Below are 23,631 nucleotides of genomic sequence, written 5' to 3' on the forward strand. Positions count from 1 at the left end.
CAGACTTCAAATCGCCCTTCTTCGCTTTTCTTTGTCTAGCTGCGAGGGGCAGGAGTTTGGCAACTGTTCGCAACAGCACTTGAAACTTTGTTTCAAGCAAGTAAATGCTGTGGCTCACTGTTGCAAACTCCTAACCGCCCCTCTTCGCTTTTCTGTTAATAAGCAATCACGATTAAATTTGTTGTGCGTGAGAGGCAGGTTTGTAGTGTGATTCGCTCTCCTCCTCCAGTGCCTGTGATAATGCTCCAGTAGTCACGTTTTGTGCCGATTTCATAGGCTTTGTCGTCTACACGAGTAATCACACGTACACGGTAATTGCGTTTCTTTTTTGCACTGTCAACAACGGTAATCATGTCGTTGTTTTTTAATTGAGTAAGTACGTTGAATGCACCGGGGTTGTGGGCGATAAAGTGTGTGTTTTTATTGTCTACACAAGATTGTGCCGTAACGCCACCCCAAGTTGCTGCTTCGGTTTTTGGATTTTTATTAATGACAGCTTGTCCTGTTCTTGTTCCTGCAACAGTATAATGGATGATTTGGTTTTTGATAATGAAATATTGAGAAGTATAATTATTTGCCGTATCTGGCAAATCTTCTCCCATTAAGTCATCTGCCCCACCTGCATAAATTGCAAGTTTTCCTTTGTCGTCAGGATTTGCGTCTGCTTCGTTTACAATGTCAATACTCCTGTCATCGTCATTCGTAACAGATGATGTTGTTTGATCTTTGCTGCCACTCGCACTTTTGTCTCCTTGATTCGTCAAAAGGAAAAAAGTGCTTACAATAGCAACTAAGGCGAGTGCTGCAACGGAAGATGCAAGGAATATGAGTAATTTTCTCGTTTTCATGTTCGGATTCCTCCAAGTCGTTTTTTCACTCGACCTTTTACCCTAAAAATAGTATAGCACTTTTTTTTTGAGTTGTTAATTAATAACTTGTAGAACAAAATTCTTTCTAATTTTATTAGAAGTGCGAAAAAAGCGATAGACAGAAAAGGCTTGTTCTGTAAAGGAGTTTGTTTGCTGTTGTTTTTCTTTGAATGGAAAATATATTGTTTAAAAATTGATAAAAAACGAGAGATTTAATGTTTTCATGGGTTGAAAACGTTGGTGTAGGTAGGTTTACGGAATGTGTGAAAAATATATGTTTTTTGTGTGAACTGTTTGAACAACAAATAATTCTTTTTTTTCTCGTTTATAGAAAATGTTGAATCGTGCTATTGACAAGACAGTAAATGCCTATAAAATCGTGGGTTTTTCGATTAAAATTTGATTAGATTAAAGAAAGCGAGATAGTGAATGTCTATTTATCAATTGGAATTAATCAAAAAAGGGGTTATAAATATAATGTACCCAAGAAAAAAATAAAGGAAATGATTTTTATTTACTATGCAAAGAAAATAATAGACAAAAATATAAGAAGAAAAAGAAAAAATGTGGATATTTCCACATCGGTTTTAATCGTAAAAAGTTATAAATAATAAAAATGAAATTACAGAGAGGGGTGAGGAGATGAAAACTCTAAAAAAACTGCTGCCGTTCCTACTATTAAGCGGTTTTGCTTTATTTTTTGGCAAATCGGCTCATGCGACTGTCTACAATATTGGTACAGATCTCAACCAACCGCCATTTGAGTACAAGAAGAAAGACGGCACGATGACAGGTATGGAAATGGAAGTTTTGCAAGAGATTGCTCGGATTGAAGATTTTCAATATACGTTGATTACGGCGAATTTTTCTTCATTATTGACGAGCGTACAGACTGGTGAGCTTGACGGTGTGATTTCGGCGGTGACGATTACGGATAATCGTAAAGCGGCATTTGATTTTTCGGCAGGATATATGGATACAGGGCTTGCAATTGCGACACTCAAAAGTAGCAAAGACATCACCAAGCCTGAAGATTTGCGGGGGAAAACAGTGCTTGCTAGACGTGGCACGCTTGGTGCGAATTGGGCAATGGAAAATCGCAAAGTCTACGGCTGGAACGTGGTGCTAGACGACCAAGAACAAGATACCATACAGACATTTGTGGCAAACGCACCAAAAGAATATGCAGCATTTATTGATGATGTGTATCATTTCTCTTTTGAAATGAAAAAACGAGACGATTTGAAATTTGTCGGCAAAGCATTTGAAAAAGGGGCATACGGTTTTGCAGTGAAAAAAGGGGAAAATCAAGAATTACTCAAAAAAATCAATGACGGTATTCAAAAAATCAAAACTTCTGGCAAACTCAATGAAATCAAGAACAAATATTTCAAAGGGGTGAAAATCCCAGCGTTTGAAAAGGAGAGTAACGAAACGTTTGTGATTGCTATGAATAGCGACAACGCACCGTTTTGTTATCAAAACAACCAAAATCGCATTGTCGGGTTGGAATATGATTTGCTCAATGAAATTGCTAAACGTGTGGGATTTAAAATTGAGTACAAGTTCGTACAAAGTGGCTCAGGATATGCGTTGGTTGAAAATAAACAAGTAGATGCGTTTTTCTCAGGTCTTAGAATGAGCGAGGAGATGACGACTCGTTATGCGAGTTCCCTTCCTTATACACGTAGCGGGATTCAGTTTTGCACGTATAAAGACGGAGCGTATAAAGACATAGCTGATTTGAAAGGGTCAATGATTGGTGTAATGAGTGGCATGAACTCTGTTAGTTGGCTCAAGGAAAATCAGGAAAGATTTGATTTCCACATTCATGAATTTGATACAGGGCAAACAGATATGATACGTGAGGCAAAACGTTTGAAAGTAGATGCACTTTTGACGAAAGCTATGGTGATTAATTTTCACACGTTGTCAGATAGTAGTTTGCAAAAAATCGGTGAGGAATTTGATATTCATGATATTTCTTGCATAGCAAATAAAGAGTATGACGGCAAATTTATTGTTCAATTCAACAAAGGACTCAAGGAAATGCAAAAAGACGGGAGCTACCAAGATATTTTAGAGCAATATCTTGTCTACGGTGAAAAGAGCGAGAAAGTTCCCAAGACAGCGGAAAGTTTGGGAAAGAGTGAGAGTAAATCAAGCAATTCTCTTACTTATATCATTGTCGCAAGTGTTTTCGGTGTGGTCGTTTTGCTTGGTGTAATTGGCTATAAAATGCACATAGAGAGGAGGCATAACTCATGAAAGGGGGAGGAAAATTTGCATTAGCCCTGTTGAGTGGCGTGCTTTTTCTCGGTGGTGTGGCGTTTGCCGAGGAGAGTACAGCTTATCCGCTCGGTGATTGGTATAGCGACATTACTGTTATTCCAGAGAGGTACAAAGATGTACTCAATGTCGTAAGGCTCGCAGGGGATGCTGAAAAAGAGCAAGGTGATAGAGGAGATGTTGTAAAACTTTCTTCAGACGCCAAAGATTCGGTCAATAGCGGTCAAATTTGGGGTGTGCAAAAAATTGATTTGACCAAGCCGTTTGAACTTCAATGCTATATCGCACTTGACCCTACAACTTGGGGGAACTCTACTGAGTTGTTGCTTATGGATGCGAAAGAGCTAAATCTTAGCAACGGTGCAACAAGTGTAGACAATTCGCAAAAAATTAAGCAAGCACTTAGTTTTATTGTCGGAAAAAGTGCAGACGGTGTCGCTCATTCTGGTATGTTTACAGATTTAGCAGTTTATGACAATAGCGGAGTGAAAGTGGCGATGGATTTGGTCAATGATGTCGCTCGCCCAACGATTTCCTATATGGAGCCAGAAAATAATCTTAGGAGCAATTCCGTGTATTACCAAGACAAGTACAATCTTTACTTGCCAAGCGAATTGCGAGGGTATGAAAAAGGATTTTTCACGGAAGAGATGATTGACGTTGACGGCAGTCATGTGCAAACGGAAGTGCCAATCGTCAAACTTTACAACAGTAAGATGAAAGGTTTAGCAAGTGTCGGCGACTCACTCGGGTATTTTAGACGACTCCATGTGAAATATACCCCAAACAATGATGGAGGAGTATTTCTTTTCCACTACTATGGCTATACGCCAAGCAAGGTGAAATGGACGAAGAAAGAAATCAATGAATACCTTGGAGGAGAGGAAATCGTGCTTGGGTTTAATAGTAAAAGCCCAAATAAACAAGATGCCAACGGAAAAAAGGTGGGTCGTGTAGGAAACAAAATGGTGATTAGCGATTTGTCTCCTTACTACCCAAGTCAAGAGGCGAAAATTTTAGAGGAAAGAAAAATTAGCAATCAAGACGGTTTTCTCGTAAGAGCACCGAAAGGCTATGATTTGCGTGTGGACGCTCTTGGTTTCCAAAAGAAAGAAGATACGCAAGAATTGTCCTTTTATATGCCAAATCTTTCTGGAACAGTGGTTCGCTTGACGGATTGTGATAAGACGGGGGTGCCGAGAACGTATGACGGCAAACGGCTTTATACGATAGAAAGCACTGGAACGACGATTCCAGTAGAGGATATTGGCAATTATAACCGTATCCCAGAATATACCAACAACCACTACATTCTCCTTCCTGACGGACGATTGAAAACAGACGGCAAGGAGCAATCGGCAATTAAAAATACACGGTATAAGACGATTAACTTTCACTCGCTTTATTTGGATATTAATCGCAATACGAATGATTTCAATAAAATCACCAAAAAGGAAAATGTGGAATATCCAATCAAAACAGGGTACTACTTGCTTGAAGTGATTCAAGTGGGCGAAGGATTTTCTGATAATGCAACCACTTGGCTCGTTCATATCAATCAAAATGAGCAAACGAAAGAAATCGAAACTCGCATTTACAAGCGTGAAAAAGAAACGGACGACTTTCAGCTTTACAATCAAAACATTGTCAAACTAAGCAATGCTCCTATCCAAAAGGAAAGAGGGGAGGAACCATTCCTAGCTCTCGCCTCAGATGCTCGCACCATTGACTTGGGTTATGTGGCAACACTTTTGTCAGAGGAAAAAGTCAATGTCTATGTGCAAATGGTCGACGAGGACAAATTTGAAGCTCTCAGCGGAGAGAGTGCGTGGGCATTTTATCGCAAAGTGAAAACGCAAGATAAGGAGCAATGGAGATATTCCTTTACAGGCAGTAAAGATACGATTGAACAATGGGGATTTGGAGCCGAGGACGTTCCGATTTCAAGCAATGTCCTTTCAATCAAGGACGGCTTGGTACACGTTGTTTGTGAGAAAGATAGCACCGCCATAGACGGTGAAAGTGTCTACGTGCTACGGCAATTGCAAGCAAGCAGTGGACTTCAAGCAATCAAAGGCTATTATATTATTCGCTTTGTCAATGGAAATGAAAAAATGATTCCACGAAAAGACTATCTTTTAGGTTTATATGTCTATCAGCACACGCAAGGGGAGCATGAGGACAAGATGAACGCAGTGAGAGAACTCGACCCTGATTATAGCTTTTCAAACAATGAACATTTGATTACCAACAATGTCGTCAAGGAATCTCTTGTAGACTTTTTGGATAAATTTGGTGATACCTATGGTGAGGAGTATGAAAATCTCCCAGATATTTATCGAGTGGGGTATCAAGCAGAGGTAACGTATTACCCTGACGGTACACAGCCAAACGATATTGAAACTGCCGCCGTAGATAGTAGCAAATTTAAGACGACCACGAAAGACTTTGACCATGTGATTCCGTTTAGTTTCAATGCGGCAATCACGAGAAACGCTCTTGGCAATCCAAAATTTGCCAATAAAGAATGGAGCTTTGGTACGAGTAGTGAAGTGGTCAGTGATGTTACCACAAGTGCAAGTAAGCACGAATTATACTTTAATCTCGTGCAATACGAAAACGGTGGAAGTGGGGCGAAAGTGCCAAATACATCACGAGATGAAAATTTAAGTGTCATGGTGCTTATCGCAGCAGGTTCTATTTTCCTCATGGCAATTGGAACAGTTGTGTATCTATTAATCACCATGAACCACCCTCCAAAACGTGAGGAGTAAAAAAAGGCAAAACTCACCCTTTGGCTCATATCCAAAAAACTATTTATCCGAAATGCTGAAGGGAAAGATATGAAAGGAGGACAAATGATTTACGCACCACTCTATTCAACGAGCAGACTTTGAGAAAATACACTCGCCTTTTACCCGAAAGACGTCTGCTCGTTGGTTTTGAGGAGGTAGCTTTGTAACAAAGTTGTGCAACAAGATTCTAACGTGATCAAGAGAGTGTTTGATTTCTCTGGTCATAAAAGGAAGGGATGAAAAAAATGGTCAAACACAAATTTTTGAAAGTCTTGCTTGCAACTACTTGTCTAGCAGGTGGGCTTTTCGCAGGAATGTTACACTCAATTGCTCTAGTCGTTCCAGAAGGTGCGATGATGAATCCTGCTGCTGTTCGTAAAATTACGATTACTCGTGTGACAGACGGTAGCGGCAATATGGATACTCAAGCACTCGTTGACGGAACAGGAGCGTTGACAAATGGCTGGGTGGCAGATGATTCAGACCCACAAACCACCTACCAAATTTTCAAAGTGCAACTCAATAGTGGTCAAACAACTCCTACGGATAATGGATTTATTCCGGGAGAAGTAACCCCAACAGGAGGAGCAAGTACGGCAAACTACAAACTTATTGCAGGAGCAGAAGTGACCACTGTCAGCGGTTCCGTTTCATTTGAAATCGGCGACTCACAAAGTGGTGCAACAGGAAGTGCCATTGACTATACGGCAACAGGCACTTACGACACAAGTGGCACGTTTGATGAAAGTGGTGTGACAAGTACAATTGCTCAAGCATTCTTTAAAAACTTAAAAGATGACGGAACAGTTGATGATACAAATGTATCTCCAGACGGTATTTATTTTATTCGTGAAAAAAATCCGAGTGCTGAATATGAAGCATATCGTGGATTTATCAGTATTCCAAACTTTGCAGAGATTACCACAGGTGATGAGAGTGCAGTAAGTGGCACGTATGACGTACACCTCTATCCTAAGAGAGTGCGTGTAGCAGGTCTTGGTATTCATAGCTATGTCAACATCATCGACCCAGTTGCTCATGCAACAATGCCACGCTTTGCAACGAATAATGCAAACGATGCGTGGTTGCATGACACTGTTGCCAATGGTCAAGTGACCAACTGGACACAAACGGCGAACTTGCCAAAATCATTCTTTGACAACTACAACCCAACAGGTGTAAGTGGTGTAAGTTTGATTGAAATGTGGTATGCAGCAGCTTATACAGACCCACTTGCTTATGGTGAAAACAAAGCGAGCGGTCAAAGTAACTTTGGCTCCTCTGCAAGTGGTCTTTCTCCTACCCCTTTAGGAGCAGGCGTTACATTTGGTACTCCTTATGGCTCAGGTACAAATGGTCAAGTAAGTGCTGGAGCAATCATTACGAAACTCTCTGACGGCACAAAAGACTATATTCCGCTATACAAAGGTAGCTCTCTTCAAGCGACCAGCAGTAATGTAGTTGTCAATATTACGACAGGAACGAAACAAAGTCACTTGACGATCTGGGGAAATAATACTGTGATCGCAGCCAATGCAAATGCTCCAGTAGGTTGTTTCCTTCGTTCAAATGATAAAGCGACATTTTTAGCATTGTTTGATGAAACAAATGAACTTGGTGGGGATTATACAGGTATTAACTTGCTTGACGCGTCTAGCGGTTATTCCGTAGAACTTGCCTTTACCGTTCAAATGGCACCTAAAGGATTGAACTTTACACAAGACAAGATTTTAGGTGACTTTGCAGCCAATCCAATTCGTCCGACTGTACTTTCTGGATATGCACTAGATGTGACGAACTTGACCCACAATGTCGTAACGACAAAAGGAAATGACACATTTGCAACGAATGGTTTTGTGACAGACGGTGCAGGTCGTGATGACGGTGTGCGTAGTGCAACCAATCCAAACGGTGTGTTAATCGAACAAGCATACGTTACCACAGGAAACTTGAACGGTGTGAAAGTCAATGAAATCGGCAAACGTCTAGGAAATGCGAAATTCAAATTGAAACTTGTCGATAGTAAAGGTGAAGATGCCGCAGACGAAGGAAAATACTTGAAAGTATCAACGAGTGACGGCACATGGAGCTATGTGACAGATGTTGCTCAAGCGACAGAATACACAACAGACACAGGAAACGTTGACGCAAGTTTGCTCGGTAAATTCCAATGGCTTAGTGTCAATCCAAAATGGGATTATCAATTAATCGAAACAACTGCTCCAACAGGTTATCAATTATTAGCCAAACCTCTTGCGATTCCAACTGCAAACATGAGTGAACTTACTTGGGATACGGATAATACAAATGATGATTTAGTCAATGTCGTAAACATCCGTAAAACCGTTCTACCTGTAACAGGGGGAATTGGTCTAGGTATTATCATTCTCGTAGGTATGGCGTTTCTCATCTTTGGTATTGTCAACAAACGCAAACACGATAAGACAGAATAGGCGGTGAACAGTATGGAAACAAGAAAAATAAAAGAAAAAGTTCTTGTATCTTTTGCCTTTATTGGTTTTATCTCCGTGGTTGCTTTTGGGTTAGTAGCTGGTGCGAATACGTTGATTCCCTCTGATGCCGTACTTGATAGCACAACGGATCGTGTGATTACGATTAGTAAAATCAAAGGCGGAAGTGGCAGTCCTGATAGTCAATCTCTTGTCGGTGTGACAGGCGACAATGACGCAATCAATGCGATTTTAGGCAATGGTTGGCAAGTGGATAACACGGGAAGTCCAACAACGTATCGCATTAGCAAGCTAAAGATGAATGCAGCAAATACCGCTCCCGCTGAAAGTCCGCTCAATTATACGGTGATTGACTTTATTGACGTAACAACAAGTGGCGGGAATGCACAGTTGAATCTAGGAAGTCCGACACATCACGTGCCTGATGTAGAGGCAAAAGGTTTCTACACGCTAGATTATCAAGGAAACGCAGTGGCAGAAGGAGATGAAGATACAGGAACACCAGACGGGTATTATCTCATTGAAGAACAAAACGCAACTTCTGGAAGTCGTGCGTATCGTGGGTATCTTACCATGCCAAATGTCCAAGAAATAGATGACGGCACAGGTCACAGCAAAGGACAAATCATCTACGACGTGCATTTATTCCCTAAAGTAGTCAAAGAAGTGAGTTTTGGTTTTTCTACGGCGGTGAATATTTTAAATACTGACGGTACGACAATGGATAGATTTGCAGATAAAGATGTTTGGCTACATGATACAGTTGCCAATGGCGATTCAAATAATTGGACGATATTAGCCAATTACTCTAAGACAACCCTCCAATATATGAGAGCGTCAAACGGAAATGCGATTTATATGGGATTTGACGGAGTTTATTCCAATAAACATTCTGCTACGAAATCAACTGGAGACTTTACTTGTAGTTTTACTGCTCCAACAGCGGAAGGAACTACTTTTCCTGACAACGCAAATATTTCAAATAATTACCCTGCAGATTGGAAAGGTTCCGTTGGCTTATTGATTACCAATTTGAATGACGACACGTATGAGTATATTAGCTTTGGGAAAGTCGTTTATGATGCTCAGGGAGATAGTAGCTCACACGTGAACACAGTCACTTACAACGGTGTTAGTTGGTCATTTAATGGTTATAACGCACATGCATGGTGGGGAACAAATAGTGCAATGGTAGGGATTCCTGCTTCATGGGGAGATGCTACTCACCTAGGGGTCAACAATAAGCTCGGCGATAAATATGCAGGGATTGACCTAACAGATCCTGCACAAGGGTATAAAGTGCAAGTGTGTGCCACGATACGATTTACTACGCTTGGTTATCCATTTACACCAGAATACCTCAGTACAGGAGGAAGTCTTGCAGACAAACCAGTTCACCCTTATGAACTTGGAGCGTATGTAGTCGACACTAGTGGAAGTCCTGCTATTACGACATTTGATACAGATGCTACAAATGGCTTGCCAACAGGATTCCCACAAGCAGCAGACGGTTACAAGACACAAGACAATCCAAATGGTGTATTTCTAGATCGTGCGTATATTACCACGGGAAGTTTGAATGCGGACAAAATCAATAGCAACGGCAGTGATTTGACGGGGGCGAAATTCCTCTTGAAAGTCAAAGACACGCACGGGGCAAATCCAGCAGTTGAGGGGCAATATATCTCAAGAGGAACGGGGAATGGGGCAATTACCTACACTGCAACAAAAGCAAGTGGAACAGCTCTTACAAGTGGAGCGTGGTTGACGAACAGCGGTGCAAGTGCCAATACTCTTCAAGGGTATTTCCAAATGCCGGGAATTGATCCTGACTGGGATTATGAACTCGAAGAAACCACAGCACCAGACACGTATCAATTGCTCAGCAAACCACTTTTAATCCCGAGTGCAAATATTTCAACGGAACGCTTTGTGACGGATGAAACAAACGGGGATTATATCAAGGTGGTCAACATCAAGAAAATGATTTTGCCAGTAACAGGTGGCATTGGTCTTGGCTTGATTGTCTTGGTAGGATTGACATTTATCTTTATAGGGGGGCTAAACAAAAAACGAATGAAAGGGAGTGAGTAGAATGAAAATGACGAAACAGAGATTTGTTTACAGTATAGGCTCATTCTTTCTCTTTCTTGCGTGTGTGCTAATGCCTCTTACAAGTTTTGCCAATAGCTTTGTACCACAAGATGCCATGCTTGATAAGACGACAGATCGCAAAATCACTATTGCACGCATTAAAGGAGGGAGTGGCTCTCTTGACAGTGCAAGTCTTGTCGATGTCGAAACCGACCGCAGTGCGATTAACGGAATTTTAACAGGCGGCTGGGAAGTGGATAATGAGGGAGACGCTGTAACGTATCGCATTAGCAAGTTACGCATGAACACTCCAAACACGCTACCAGTGGATACGAACTTTTCTATTATTGGCAGTGTGGAAATTACGACAAGTGGCGGAATTGCTGAAGTAAATCTCGGAAGTGAAACCACTCACATTGCAGCTTTAGAAAGTGAAGGTTTTTATACAAAAGACTTGGACGGAACGGTTGCGGATAGTATGGAGAAAGGGACTCCAGACGGCTTTTATCTCATTGAAGAGCTAGACGTGCCAGACGGAAAAATGCCTTATCGCCAATTTATCAGTATGCCATTTGTTCAAGAAATTGATGACGGTGCAGGAGAAAGCAAAGGAAGAATTGTCTATGACGTGCATATCTTCCCGAAAGCAGTACAACAAGTGAGCTTTGGTTTTTCTACTGCGGTGAATATCCTCACAAAATCAGGTGTACCAACGACTCGTTTTGCAGACAAAACCGTATGGACTCATGATACAGTTGCAAACAACAGCGAAAATGTCTGGACGATTTTCGGTAATTTCTCAAAAACGACATTGGCAAACACTCGAAGTAATGCGAACCCTATGTATATCGCTTGGGATAGTATATACAGTAACAAACACTCTACCGTTGCCTCAGGGCAAGGAAACTACGGTGTTGGTTACGGTGTAGCCATACCAAGTGAGGGAACTGGATTTTCTGATGCGGACAAAGGTAAGATTTCAAACGGTTGGACTTCAGGGTGGAAAAATGCTGGAAACAATAGTGTTGGACTTCTCATTACCAATCTCAATGACGGAACGTATGAGTATATCAATTTTGGTAGTGTAGCCTATCCAGACACTACGGCGAAACAGCAAACAGTGACAATCACCTACAACACGGTTTCTTGGACATTGAACACCTACAACAATCCAGATTGGGCAACAAACAACAGTGCAGGAATTAGCGTTCCAGCCAGTTGGGGAGATGCCAATCATTTAGGAGTGAACAACAAACTAGGTGACAAATACCAAGGAATTGACCTAACCGATCCGTCTCAAGGATACAAAGTGCAAATCGCAGTGAGCTATAATCTCATTCAAAAAGGGGTGTACTTTAGCCAAGAATATCTTGGTACAGGAGGGATACTTGCAAACAATCCATTCCACCCGTATGAAGTAGGATTTTATATGGTTGACGACACTGGAAGTCATGCGATTACGACCTTTGGTATTGACAACGAAGTCGCAAATGGTTTGTCACAAGGCTTTGCACAAGCAGCAGACGGTTTGAAAACACAAGACAATCCAAACGGTGTATTCCTAGAACGTGCGTATGTTACCACAGGAAGTTTGAACGCAGACAAAGTCAATAGCAATGATAATGATTTGACAGGAGCAAAATTCGTCTTGAAAGTCAAAGACACACATGGCGAAAATGCAAGTGTTGAGGGCAAATATGTTCAAAGAGACGGCACTGGTGCGATTAGCTATGACACAAAAGCAAACGCAACAGCAATGACAAGTGGTTCATGGCTTGCCAACGCTGGCTCAACAGCCAACACGCTCTTAGGCTATTTCCAAATGCCCGGCATTGATCCTGATTGGGATTATGAACTCGAAGAAACGACTGCTCCAGACACGTATCAATTGCTCAGCAAACCACTTCTCATTCCGAGTACAAACATTTCGGCTGAACGTTTTGTAACAGATGAGGCAAGTGGCGACTATATCAAAGTAGTCAATATCAAAAAAATGCTTTTACCAGTAACTGGGGGCGTTGGTCTCGGGTTACTCATTGTAGTCGGTCTTTTGCTCGTTATTATCGGTCAGAAGAAAAAGAACAGCCTGAAAGGAAGTGAGTAGCGTGAAGAAAAGAAAAAATAGAGTGGGTGGAGTTCTCGGATTTGTTCTACTCCTTGCCTGTTTTCTTTCTCCAATGGCGAGTAAGGCAAATTCTCTTGTACCACAAGATGCCCTTTTAGACAATTCGACGGATCGTGTGATTACGATTGCTCGCATAAAAGGTGGCAATGGTACACTTGATAGCTCATCTATTGTAGCAGCCCAAGGGGATGCAAGTGCGATGAATGGTGTATTGACTGGCGGTTGGCAAGTGGATAATGCGGGAAGTGCCGCAACGTATCGCATTAGCAAACTGCACGTCAATGCAGCAAATACCGCACCAGTTGACAATCCAATCAACTATACAGTGATTGGCAGTGTAGAAATTACAACGAGTGGTGGAATTGCCGAGATTAATCTCGGTAGTCCCACTCACCACGCAAGTGCCATTCAAGACGAAGGTTTCTACACAAAAGACCCTCAAGGTACTCCAATGGATGCAGGAGATGAGGACAAGGGTAGTCCAGACGGCTATTATCTTGTAGAGGCAGCCGACACAGCACAAGGAAGTTTAGGGTATCGTGAATTTGTAACCGTTCCATTTGTAAGAGAAGTAGATGACGGAGGCGGTCATAGCAAAGGTGAAATCACCTACAACATCCACCTCTTTCCAAAAGTGGTGAAAACAATCAATATGGAATTTCAAACAGCGGTCAACATTTTACAATCGGACGGAAAAACACCTTACCAACCAAGATTTGCCGACAAATCTGTTTGGCAACATGACACAGTAGCAAATGGTTCAACGAATACTTGGACGTTAATGGCGAATTATTCTAAGAGCATTATTGGTTTAATGCAAGACCCCGGAACGAGTGATCCTGCTAATTTCTTGAATCTCTATCATATCGGACTAGGGTGGGATCCTCGCTATCAAACAGCGGAAAGTACGGTAAATACCAATGACTACAACGCACTATTTACCAAATCAACAGACGGAAATATTAGCAATACTTTCCAACCGGGTGCTATGTCTATCGGTATTTTGATTACCAATCTCAATGACGACACCTACGAATATTTCGATTGTGGGAAAGTCACTTATACGAGCAGTCCACCACAACAACTTTCTACGAGCTTTAAGTATGGTGGGGTCACATTTAACTATCGTTCTTATTCTGGTACACAAACATTGAGTAATGGTACAGCAACTTATGGTATTGCCATACCAAGAGAATGGTCAGATGCCAATCACTTTGGCGTGAACAATCCATTTGGCGACAAATACAAAGGAATTGATTTAGCCGACGCAAAACAAGGCTATCAAATCCAAGTGTGTTTGAATATCATTGCACAAGTAAACGGACGTGATTTTGCCGCACAACGACTTGCCACAGGAGGCACGCTTGACGGCAAACCTGCAAGACCTTATGCGTGCGGTTGGTATATGAGTGCAAATACACCAAATATTTTAGCTGTTACTCCGTGGGGTGGTGGCAAAGATGCCGTAGGAAATGGCTTGCCAGCAGGTACGGTAAATGGTGATGACGGAGCAAAAAGCGACACGAATCCAAACGGTGTATTCACCAAACAAGCCTATATCACCACAGGACAAATCAACGCTCGCAAGATTAATAGCAATGGCAATGATTTGACAGGAGCAAAATTCAAATTGCGGGTGAAAGATACACATGGTGAAAATACGGCAGTAGAAGGGCAATATGTCGTGAGAAATGGCGATGCGGTATTAGCAAATGGTACAGGTGTCTTGACGTACACGGCAACTCAGGCGAGTGGAACAACATTCACCTCAGGAGATACCACAATAGCTGGCGTTGTAGCAAGTGGATTTGACCCAATTGGCATTGATCCAGATTGGGATTATGAACTCATTGAAACGACTGCTCCAGACACGTATCAATTGCTCAGCAAACCGATGTTAATTCCAAGTACAAATGTATCACAAGTGCTTTATGAAACAGATTTAGCAAATGATAGTTTAGTCAAGGTAGTCAATATTAAGAAGATGATTTTACCAGTAACAGGGGGCATTGGAATAGGTGTTATCGTTTTGATAGGCATTATTCTTACGATAGTAGGCTTTCATGGTAAAAGAAAACTCATACAGACAGAAAGGAGTGAGCTTACATGAATTACTCAAAAAAATTATTTTTCGCAAATGTCCTAATGGCAACAGGATTGGTTGTGAGTCTCTTTTCCAGCGTTGCCTATGCAGTAGATGTGCCTGCGAATGCACGCATTAGCCCAGATGCTGAACGCGAAATTACTCTTACACGTATCGAGGGAGGAAGTGGCTCTCTTAGCACGGCTGCCTTGATAGACGGAGCTTCTGCATTGTCAGGAGGCTGGAGTGTAGTGGCAGATGATGATACCACTTATACGGTCACCAAGGTGAAACTCAATGACGGAGCAGAAACGCCAAGTGATAACGGGACAAGCGATGACGGTGCGAATTATACCAAACTAACCTCAAAAGATTATACAGCAAGTGGTGGAACGGCAAACATTCCACTCGGTAGTGGAGTAACTCATAGAGACCCCACAGAAGTACCAGCAGATTGGTACACAGACAATCCAAACGGTACCAATGACGCAGACGATCCAAAACCTACTGCTCAACCTGACGGATTCTACCTTATCGAAGAAAAAGTCTTGCCTGGTGAAACAATCGAACATGAAGTGTATCGTGGATTTATCAGTGTACCATTTATGGCGGAAATAGATGACGGCAATGGAAACTCTGCTGTTCAAGCAGTGTATGACATTCATCTTTTCCCTAAAAATGTACCTGTTGCAGGATTTGCTTTCCACAGCTATGTCAACATCTTCAAACCAGACGGCACAGCAACAGATAGATTCCAAGCAGTGAACAATAGCTATGCTCATTGGCTAAAAGACAGCGTAGCAAACAACCAAACAAATGTCTGGACGATGACAGCAAATATCAACAACGCTATGTTGGATAAATTTACTGGTACAGATACGAACTCTACTGTAAGTGTTGGTTATATACCAGTTTGGAATGACCTTTCCACTCTTGGTGGCGAAGCGACAACAAATCACACATGGCCAACTACTCCGTCTCCCGCAGCAAGAGATGCTCAAATCACGCATACGACACAAGTGGCAACAAGCGGTGTATTCCCTGTTCACTTTATCGTGACGAACAACCAAACAGGTGAAAAGAAATTCATTCCAACAACGTACAAGAGCGGAAGTCTTAGCACAAACAACTCAACGCAACAAATTGTCTCAACAGTGAACGGGCTTGACATTACGTTTATGTACTACAACAAAGTAACGGCTAGTGTCGGAGCTGGTTATGTTTGTCAATTGCTCAAAGGAAGTATACCAAATCTTCAACAAGCACTTGATTATACAAACAAAACAGGCACTGACTTTGACGGATTGAACATACTTGACCCTAGTAGCAACATGACCGTAGAATTTGCTTTCTCTGTACCGATGACAACGAGTGGACAAAAATTCAATCAAGAATTTATCGGTGTAGGCGGAGTGTTTGAAACGTACCCTGTTCGTCCAATGGAAATTGGTATTTATCTATTGGAAGTAGGTGCAAGAGCGATTACGACATTTGGTACGGGCAACGCTCAATCTAATGGATTTAGCGGTGACGGTGCAGGTCGTGATGACGGGGTGAGAGATGCTACTACCAATCCAAACGGTGTATTAGTAGACCGTGCGGAAATTGATACAGGTAGCTTTAACGCAATCAAGACAGACGGACTTGGCAATCCATTGAGTGGAGCGAAATTCAAACTTCGTGTAAAAGACACACATGGAATTGCTTCTGCAAACGAAGGCAAATATGTCTCTTTTAACTCTTCAAATGGTGCTGTCGGCTATGAAAGTGACGTTGCAAAAGGTTTTGAATTGAGTTCAAAAGACGGTGTAGGTGCAAATATTCTTGGTCAAGTACAACAGCTTGGAATTAACCCTCAATTTGATTACGAATTAGTTGAAACAACAGCTCCAACAGGCTATCAACTACTCGCAAAACCAATGTTGATTCCAGCAGCAAACATTTCTCATGAAATGTGGGTAACAGATCAAACGAACGATTCACTTGTTCAAATCGTCAACCTCAAAGCAACCGTTCTACCTGTAACAGGGGGAGAAAGTCTCATCATTCTCATTCTCATCGGACTTGCTCTCACAGCAATTGGTTACTTTATCAAGAAAAAAGAAAAGGAATTAGAGATGTTAGGATAACGTAAGGGTAGCTTTACTATATAGGCTAATTAGAAATGTGGGAGTTTCTAATTAGCCACTACATAGTATCAATGTTTCAAAATACAAAACGAGAAGGTGAGTCTATGAAACAGTCGAATAAAAAAGAGAAGGAGTACCGCAGACATATCCTCATGTCTTGGCTCACCAATCTAATCATTGTGATTGGTCTGGGCTGTCTCCTCTACCCAGTCGTTACTACTTATTTTGAAAATCAGAAAAACAGCTACGGTAAATTACAACAAATGAGCGAGATTGAACATATGAGTGCCAACGCACTCAAAGCAATGTATAACGATCTCGACCGCTACAACGAGGCACTTTTCGACTTAGAGGACAAGAGTTTACCAATGACAAATGTCAAAGACTATGACGATTTGCTCAAAAATTTTGCGATAATGGGAACTCTTGATATTGCAAGTGTGGGAATCCAAAACTTGCCCTACGTCAAAGATGCCGATGCCCAAGCTCTCGAAGACAAACTAGGGCATTTGAAAGGAACGAGCTTACCAGTAGGTGGAGTGAACACTCACGCCGTTATCGTAGGACATTCTGGTTTGAAGTCAAAAGAGCTATTTACCAATCTTGAAAAGGTGAAAGTGGGGGATACGTTCCACTTGCAGACGGTCGGCAGAAGTTTGCACTACAAAGTCATTCGCCGAGTGATTGTAGAGCCGACAGACGTGGAAAAGCTCAAAATTGAAAAAGGACGTGATTTAGTTACTCTTATCACTTGCACACCAATCATGGTCAACTCCCACAGACTGATGATTACAGGCGAACGCTTTGTACCAGATACCGCCAAAACCGAAGAAGTCAAAAAACGTTGGACACTTAATGACGGTTTACTTGCACTTGTCGGGACAATTGTTTCATGGTGGTTCTTGACATGGATTTTCATCTACCGCAGATTTGTCGGTGTCGTCCTAGAAGACTCTGATGCCATGGAACCAAGAGCGTTAGTTCGCCTCAACAGAAAAGTAAAATTAGGCGAAGTTCTCGTCATCAAGAGAAAACGCAAGAGAATGACCGCAAGAGAACTTGTGAGTATTCTCAATGAAAACTTTGAATATGTAGAAAAAGAAAAACGTAGAAGACTTGTAACGCTTGAGCTAAAAGACATTGAAAGCGTGCAACTTTACAAAGGAGACAAAATCTGGTTAGCCTTCTTCAAAGACGAAAAACCAGAAAAACTAGAACCCGACAGAGAACAATGGCTAACAGAAGTCCAACTACGAAGAAGGGAAAGAGAGAGAAAAAGGAGGAGGATGAACCTAGATGATAGATAAAGAAAAGCGTAGAGGGGCGGTTTGAAGTTAGACAAGAGGGGGAGATGAAGATGTAGATTTGGTATAACACACCCTAGTCACACTAATTTAAAGGAGGTGATGAGAAAATGAATATTAATCAAGTTACATTTTTTCAGGCAAACACAATGACCTCAAAAAACACGTTTCACATCACAGAGGAGCCGATTCCTACGACAACAGAGACGTATTCTTTCATGCCAAAGGAAATCATGCCAAGCATGAATGAAAGTATTTCTTTTCTCGCTTGTTTTCTAGGCACGTGCATTGTGTTGCTTAGTCTATATTTTCTCTTGCTCCATAAAAGAAAAGCGTAGAGGGGCGGTTTGAAGTTTGTGGCAGTGAGCCACAGCATTTACTTGCTGGAAACCAAAGTTTCCAGTGCTGTTGCGAACAGCCACCAAACTTCAGCCCCTCGTAGCTAGACAAAGAAAAGCGAGCGGGGCGGTTTGAAGTTTGTGGCAGTGAGCCACAGCATTTACTTGCTGGAAACGCTAGTTTCCAGTGCTGTTGCGAACATCCACCAAACTTCAGTCCCTCGTAGCACAAGGAGGGAGGCGTATAGAGCATGGGTGTAATGCGTAAGAGCTACCTTTTAGCTATATTCGGTGTTCTGTCAATGTGTCCGTTTACTACAAGTTTTGCAGTGGAAAATGGGAGCATAGAAACAGAGCTGAATTTAGTGGGGGGTATCTACTTTGCCAGTATATCAGACGTTGACTTTGGTACCGTCACAAACAAGGAATTAGGCACAGTAATTTACAACAAAACTCCGCTGGAAGTTCGCATACGTGATGAACGTGATGAAAAACGCTCCACGTGGAAAGTTTCAGTAAAAGCCGAAATTGCACAGGAAAACAAAGGGAAAACCTATCCGCTAAGTATTTATACGATAGACGGATCTTACGCCTATGTATTTGGCAACGGAGCAAGTGTAGACGAGGCGAGAATTTCCACACGAAAATATAGCTCAAACCCAAAGGGCAGCGACTTTCAAGAAATATTGGCATTGAAAGGGGGGAGCGAAAGTGATTACCGACTTGTCTGGGAAGTGGGAAGCCTAGAGCTATATTTGGGCAAAGATTTAGATGTGGGTGATTATACCATTCTCACGACATGGCAAGTAGTAAACAGTATCGAATAGTAGGGAAACGTCGTTGTAGGAGAAGAATTGAAATTAAAACTAAAAATAGAAAGGAATAGAAAAATGAAAACGAACAAATGGTTAGTAGTAGGAGGCACATTGCTTGGTGCAATGATGTTTGCAACAGTTGCTCACGCAGCTGACGGTGATGTAATTGATAATCAAGGATCATCTAATACAAGTATTACCATGGTTGGTTCTGGCGGTATTACGCTTTACAATGGTGCACCAGCTGATTTTGGCGATCTTGCCATTAGCTCAGAAGCACAAATTGTTAATTTAGACCCCATAACACCAATTCTTGCTGCAACAGGTGGTTCAGGGACAATCAAAGTTCGTGATTTGCGTGGTAGTGCAACAGGGTACTATGTAACAGGTTATGCAACACCAATGAAATTGAATGGTACAGAAACATTACCAGTTACAAGTTTTATGGTAAATATTGCAGATGAATCTACTGCTATTGCTGGTGTGACTGATCCAAAAATCGTAGGGACAGGTGGAGCAATCGAATTTCTTGTAGAACCAGAAGATGCTCCTGTCATTCTTTCAACAAATGGAGCAACAGCAGGAGGTTTGCATACAACTGGAGCGATTTCTTGCTCACTTCATGTTGGTGTAACAGAATCCAGCACAGCAGGTCGTTACCACGGTCAAGTCAAATACTCACTAATGGACGGACAACCACCACAAACTCCATAACGTGAGAAACCTCGGACAAGGGAAACCTTGTCCGCTACATAAAGGAAGTAGAGAAATCCAAAAACCTCTCAAAAACCTCGCCAACAAGGCACAACGAAAAGAAGGAGGAGATTCACATGATTACCACATGGAAAATAGAAATGCTCGTAGTAAGACACTCAGGAAGTGAGGCATACACATTCACCGTTGAAACAGAAGGGATTGGCGACAATGAAGAAATGAAAGAAGCCATTATTCAAGCCAACCAAAACCTAAAAATCCTCCTAGCCTGCAAAGGTGAGGAATACATGAGGATAGGTATGATGAGTGTGGAAAAGATAGGAAGTGAAGTAGAAATACAAAGCAAATCAGCATAAATGACAACGTAAAAGAGGAGGAGAAGAGAAGATAAGATAATAAAATACAACAGCACCAAGGAGGACTAGGACAATGAAAAAAACAAATGTATTTATCGCACTATTTCTTGCTATGCTCTTTTTCCACCCGACACACATGAAAGCCTTGGAACAAGATTATAGCGTAAACACTGAAATCTCAGAATTTCAGCGAGACAAGGAAAAATCATACTTTGATTTGCGGTTGAAACCGAATCAAGTAACGTCTATTTTTCTTTCTATTAACAATATGTCGGAAACGGAAAATACGTTTTACATCTCAGCCAACCCTGCTTTGACGAGTAGTACGGTGAATATTAGTTACAACGTACCCAATCCGAAAACAGACGCAAGCATGAAATATCCGTTTCAAACGATTGCCAAAGTGAAAACGCCAACGGTGAAAGTTCCGCCGAAACAAAGCAAACGAATTGAAATTGAAATCAAAATGCCAGCTGAAGAATTTGACGGTATTATTCTAGGCGGGATTCATACGAGTAGAGAATTGACTGATGAGGAAAAGAAACAATCAGGCTATGTCAACACGATTAGCTATGTCAACGGTGTTTGCATTAGTGAAAATGATACGAAAATCAAGCCAGAATTGACATTGAACAAAGTAGAAGTTTCACAAGCAAACGGCAGTATTACGGTAAATTCTACGATTACCAATCCAACTGCCATTAATCTCTCACCGCTTACATGGAAAGCAACCATGACAGACAAAACGACAAACAAAATTGTCAAAGAACAAAAACAAGGAAATGCCATGATTGCTCCGAATACAACGTTCACTTATCCAATGAAATTTATCACAGGAGAGCTAAAAAGCGGGCATTATCAAATGAAAATCACCGCTACATTGCCAGACAAACGTGAATGGGTGTTGACAAAAGATTTTGACGTGACAGTGAAAGAAATAGAAAAATATGAGGCACAAGCAGGCGGTTTGGCGATGACCAACAGAAAACCAACGATTACAAATCCGCTATTGTTCGGCATTATAGGTGTAGCAAGTGCGATTTGTATAGTAGGAGGCATTCTTTTTATCATAGGAAAAAAACGGAAGAAAAATGAGGAAGTAGAAAACGAGATTGCACGTGAGTTAAGAGAAATCGAACAGCGGAAAAGAGAAAGAGAGCTAAGACGTGGGGAAAGTTAAAACGTGTTTATGAGAGAGGTGTGAGAGATGAAAAAAATAGCATGGATAATCTACTTGTCCCTTCTAGTCTTTTTGGGAGCGTGGAAGGTGAGCGGGTACACGGTAGATGAATTAGGGCGAGCGGAGATAAGAACAGCACAGGATATAAGGGACGCGATAACGGTCTTTAGCGGAGGAGCGACAAGTGAAACGAAACCTGCGATAACGTCAGTGCCGAAAACATTTATTTTGAAAAATAATGTTTATTATGCAGGGAATAACAATGACTATCGCTTGATTGGAGGAACGGCGGAGAATCCTAGCACCTTGGTTGTTGACGGAGACGGTTATACTTATACGTTTGGAGACGGAGGTGACTACTCTACCTTTCTTCCGAGTGGTAGCTATATCAGTATTACGTTTAAAAATATGAATGTCGGGAATGTCGACAATTCAGTGGAAATTCCAGTGGGAATAACCAATCCAGAGGATGTGAAAATGGCAAGCGATAAAAATGCTCCATATATCACACATAATTGGTATGGTATGTTCTTTTGTAGCGGCAGAAAAGGGATAACGATCACGTATGAAAACGTGAATTATGTCGCCGCTCGTTACGGTCAAATGCTCTATGCAACAGGAGGAGATGCGACTTCTCCAAATGTCGTTCGATTTAAAGGGAACAATAATATCATCTATCCAAACGGAGCAAGCGGAGCTCAAGAGTTAAGCGAGGGCATTTCTCAATACGAAGTGCTAAGTGGCACGACAAATATTGTCATTCGCAATAATAATTCTGGTGCGAACATCATCAAACCTGATGATGCAAGTTCTACAAATCCAATCAAGCTCACCGTTGCAGAGGGGGCAACATTGAATTTTTCAGACAATGGAAGTAGCGGAGGATTTTATGCTGGCGAAAGTGCGGATACCATTTGGCAAATTGACGGCACGCTCAATATGGATTTTACAGGCGGTAAGAGAGGGTTTATGAGCGGTAGCAACAAAAGTTTTCAAATGACCGTAGGAAGTACAGGTACTTTTCTCACAAAAGGAGGGTTAAACTGGAATTTTATTAATCGCACGAGATCGAATAACGGCTCTACCATTACCGCAGAAGAAAATAGCTATATTGATTGGGAAAGAAATAATGGACGACTCTTTTCTGGTAGTCCTGTTGCGAATAAGTTTTTCATTTACCTAAATAATCCTCGATTTGCAGCGTTTCGTAGCAGTAAAAATAATTCACTTTTTGGTGATTATCGTCAATACAACAATCTCAAAATTGTCTGTTCTGCAAACATGGCAGCTTATGCGTATTCTTCTACTACACCAGACGAATCAACAGATAGTACGAGTGATGAGGGAAGTGACGTGATAGGTCAAGACGGTTTGATTTTGGAAAAAGATTTGAGTGCAATGGTGCGTGCGGTCGACCATGAAACGACTATGGGAGCTGATTTCAGGGTGGCAAATGATCTGATTCCAGTCAAAGATGAAAACGACAAAGCCGTTCTTTCACAATTTAAAGATGCTAAAGCGATTTTCTTTAAAAAAGCTGGTATGTGGTGGGCAGAAAAACCGGGTGATATGACATGGCGTTATTCGCTTGCTGATGTGTGGCATTTGGCACCAACGATGAACGGCAGTTATTTTGCTCCGAGAAACGACCCCGAACCAGAAAATAATTTCATGAAATTTACCATTCGAGATGACGGAGTCTCAGGCAATGTCAATTGGCAAATTACCGCAAGTGCGACCCCACTTGTTGATAAGGTGCATAATTTCACAATGGCACCACTCAAATGGGTAGAACAATATGGCGAAATGGAAGGCGAAGTAATGGAGCTTTCCGAATGGAGTCTTTCAAGTAACAGCGAGATACTGTCGCAAGGAAAATACAACACGGATAAAACAGTCACCTATGACGCCATGCACGGAGTTATCCCGCAGTTAACCGTGAATATGTTTGCGGGCGAATATAAAGGCAGAGTTGACTGGACACTTACTGATAGTATCGAATAAACAACGGTCCTCCTAACAGGCTAAGACAAATTCCTCGTAGAAATTTGTAAATTGGAGTTTGTCTT

The 23,631-nt window shown here is 41.6% G+C and carries 16 protein-coding genes; 15 read left to right on the forward strand and 1 reads right to left on the reverse strand.

The genetic code is table 11. The annotated features are described in order from the left end of the window. Positions 1-155: 155 nt before the first annotated feature. On the reverse strand, positions 156-848 hold the full coding sequence (locus B5D30_RS00840) for a sortase domain-containing protein (RefSeq protein WP_078806135.1): 693 nt from the start codon (positions 846-848) through the stop codon (positions 156-158). 663 nt (positions 849-1,511) lie between these two features. Here B5D30_RS00840 and B5D30_RS00850 point away from each other — a divergent pair. The 15 genes from B5D30_RS00850 (at position 1,512) to B5D30_RS00915 (ending at position 23,566) form a co-directional block, all read left to right on the forward strand. Beyond that, a complete protein-coding gene (locus tag B5D30_RS00850; protein WP_078806137.1) occupies positions 1,512-3,137 on the forward strand; it encodes a transporter substrate-binding domain-containing protein in 1,626 nt (541 codons plus the stop codon). After that, on the forward strand, positions 3,134-5,932 hold the full coding sequence (locus tag B5D30_RS00855; RefSeq protein WP_078806138.1) for a hypothetical protein: 2,799 nt from the start codon (positions 3,134-3,136) through the stop codon (positions 5,930-5,932). The genes B5D30_RS00850 and B5D30_RS00855 overlap by 4 nt, the downstream gene beginning before the upstream one ends. Positions 5,933-6,198: 266 nt before the next feature. Continuing rightward, positions 6,199-8,406 (forward strand): SpaA isopeptide-forming pilin-related protein, encoded by a 2,208-nt coding sequence (locus tag B5D30_RS00860; RefSeq protein ID WP_144399432.1) that lies wholly within the window; start codon positions 6,199-6,201, stop codon positions 8,404-8,406. Between the two features lie 12 nt (positions 8,407-8,418). Beyond that, on the forward strand, positions 8,419-10,518 hold the full coding sequence (locus B5D30_RS00865; protein WP_078806140.1) for a SpaA isopeptide-forming pilin-related protein: 2,100 nt from the start codon (positions 8,419-8,421) through the stop codon (positions 10,516-10,518). Position 10,519: 1 nt separating this feature from the next. After that, positions 10,520-12,622, forward strand: a complete 2,103-nt coding sequence (locus B5D30_RS00870) for a SpaA isopeptide-forming pilin-related protein (RefSeq protein ID WP_078806141.1) — start codon at positions 10,520-10,522, stop codon at positions 12,620-12,622. A 1-nt stretch (position 12,623) separates the two neighbouring features. Next, positions 12,624-14,753 (forward strand): SpaA isopeptide-forming pilin-related protein, encoded by a 2,130-nt coding sequence (locus B5D30_RS00875; RefSeq protein ID WP_078806142.1) that lies wholly within the window; start codon positions 12,624-12,626, stop codon positions 14,751-14,753. Beyond that, positions 14,750-16,855 (forward strand): SpaA isopeptide-forming pilin-related protein, encoded by a 2,106-nt coding sequence (locus B5D30_RS00880; protein ID WP_078806143.1) that lies wholly within the window; start codon positions 14,750-14,752, stop codon positions 16,853-16,855. Before B5D30_RS00875 ends, B5D30_RS00880 begins: the two co-directional genes overlap by 4 nt. 104 nt (positions 16,856-16,959) lie before the next feature. After that, entirely contained in the window at positions 16,960-18,162 is a 1,203-nt protein-coding gene (locus tag B5D30_RS00885) for a class C sortase (RefSeq protein ID WP_159443151.1), read from the forward strand. A gap of 107 nt (positions 18,163-18,269) precedes the next feature. Continuing rightward, complete coding sequence (locus B5D30_RS00890) at positions 18,270-18,497, forward strand: hypothetical protein (RefSeq protein WP_078806145.1); 228 nt, start codon at positions 18,270-18,272, stop codon at positions 18,495-18,497. A gap of 132 nt (positions 18,498-18,629) precedes the next feature. Next, the gene (locus tag B5D30_RS14190) at positions 18,630-18,758 is read left to right on the forward strand and encodes a hypothetical protein (protein ID WP_268802083.1); all 129 of its coding nucleotides are present in this window, start codon (positions 18,630-18,632) and stop codon (positions 18,756-18,758) included. After that, entirely contained in the window at positions 18,749-19,324 is a 576-nt protein-coding gene (locus tag B5D30_RS00895; RefSeq protein WP_078806146.1) for a hypothetical protein, read from the forward strand. Before B5D30_RS14190 ends, B5D30_RS00895 begins: the two co-directional genes overlap by 10 nt. A 63-nt stretch (positions 19,325-19,387) precedes the next feature. Further along, the gene (locus tag B5D30_RS00900) at positions 19,388-20,026 is read left to right on the forward strand and encodes a hypothetical protein (protein ID WP_078806147.1); all 639 of its coding nucleotides are present in this window, start codon (positions 19,388-19,390) and stop codon (positions 20,024-20,026) included. Between the two features lie 116 nt (positions 20,027-20,142). Next, positions 20,143-20,382, forward strand: coding sequence for a hypothetical protein (locus B5D30_RS00905; RefSeq protein WP_078806148.1), 240 nt, complete (start codon positions 20,143-20,145; stop codon positions 20,380-20,382). 73 nt (positions 20,383-20,455) lie between these two features. Next, complete coding sequence (locus tag B5D30_RS00910; protein WP_078806149.1) at positions 20,456-21,562, forward strand: WxLIP family cell surface protein; 1,107 nt, start codon at positions 20,456-20,458, stop codon at positions 21,560-21,562. 27 nt (positions 21,563-21,589) lie between these two features. Continuing rightward, entirely contained in the window at positions 21,590-23,566 is a 1,977-nt protein-coding gene (locus B5D30_RS00915) for a hypothetical protein (RefSeq protein ID WP_078806150.1), read from the forward strand. Positions 23,567-23,631 lie beyond the last annotated feature (65 nt).

The sequence above is a fragment of the Pilibacter termitis genome (genome assembly GCF_900167335.1).
Taxonomy (GTDB): Bacteria; Bacillota; Bacilli; order Lactobacillales; family Streptococcaceae; genus Pilibacter; species Pilibacter termitis.

What these genes read in the sequence shown, in the direction of transcription:
- B5D30_RS00910 (WP_078806149.1), top strand. Translation starts at nt 20,456, where the DNA reads ATGAAAAAAACAAATGTATTTATCGCACTATTTCTTGCTATGCTCTTT.
- B5D30_RS00840 (WP_078806135.1), bottom strand. Translation starts at nt 848, where the DNA reads ATGAAAACGAGAAAATTACTCATATTCCTTGCATCTTCCGTTGCAGCA.
- B5D30_RS00895 (WP_078806146.1), top strand. Translation starts at nt 18,749, where the DNA reads ATGGGTGTAATGCGTAAGAGCTACCTTTTAGCTATATTCGGTGTTCTG.
- B5D30_RS00900 (WP_078806147.1), top strand. Translation starts at nt 19,388, where the DNA reads ATGAAAACGAACAAATGGTTAGTAGTAGGAGGCACATTGCTTGGTGCA.
- B5D30_RS00860 (WP_144399432.1), top strand. Translation starts at nt 6,199, where the DNA reads ATGGTCAAACACAAATTTTTGAAAGTCTTGCTTGCAACTACTTGTCTA.
- B5D30_RS00880 (WP_078806143.1), top strand. Translation starts at nt 14,750, where the DNA reads ATGAATTACTCAAAAAAATTATTTTTCGCAAATGTCCTAATGGCAACA.
- B5D30_RS00855 (WP_078806138.1), top strand. Translation starts at nt 3,134, where the DNA reads ATGAAAGGGGGAGGAAAATTTGCATTAGCCCTGTTGAGTGGCGTGCTT.
- B5D30_RS00865 (WP_078806140.1), top strand. Translation starts at nt 8,419, where the DNA reads ATGGAAACAAGAAAAATAAAAGAAAAAGTTCTTGTATCTTTTGCCTTT.
- B5D30_RS00850 (WP_078806137.1), top strand. Translation starts at nt 1,512, where the DNA reads ATGAAAACTCTAAAAAAACTGCTGCCGTTCCTACTATTAAGCGGTTTT.
- B5D30_RS00905 (WP_078806148.1), top strand. Translation starts at nt 20,143, where the DNA reads ATGATTACCACATGGAAAATAGAAATGCTCGTAGTAAGACACTCAGGA.
- B5D30_RS00915 (WP_078806150.1), top strand. Translation starts at nt 21,590, where the DNA reads ATGAAAAAAATAGCATGGATAATCTACTTGTCCCTTCTAGTCTTTTTG.
- B5D30_RS00890 (WP_078806145.1), top strand. Translation starts at nt 18,270, where the DNA reads ATGAATATTAATCAAGTTACATTTTTTCAGGCAAACACAATGACCTCA.
- B5D30_RS00885 (WP_159443151.1), top strand. Translation starts at nt 16,960, where the DNA reads ATGAAACAGTCGAATAAAAAAGAGAAGGAGTACCGCAGACATATCCTC.
- B5D30_RS00870 (WP_078806141.1), top strand. Translation starts at nt 10,520, where the DNA reads ATGAAAATGACGAAACAGAGATTTGTTTACAGTATAGGCTCATTCTTT.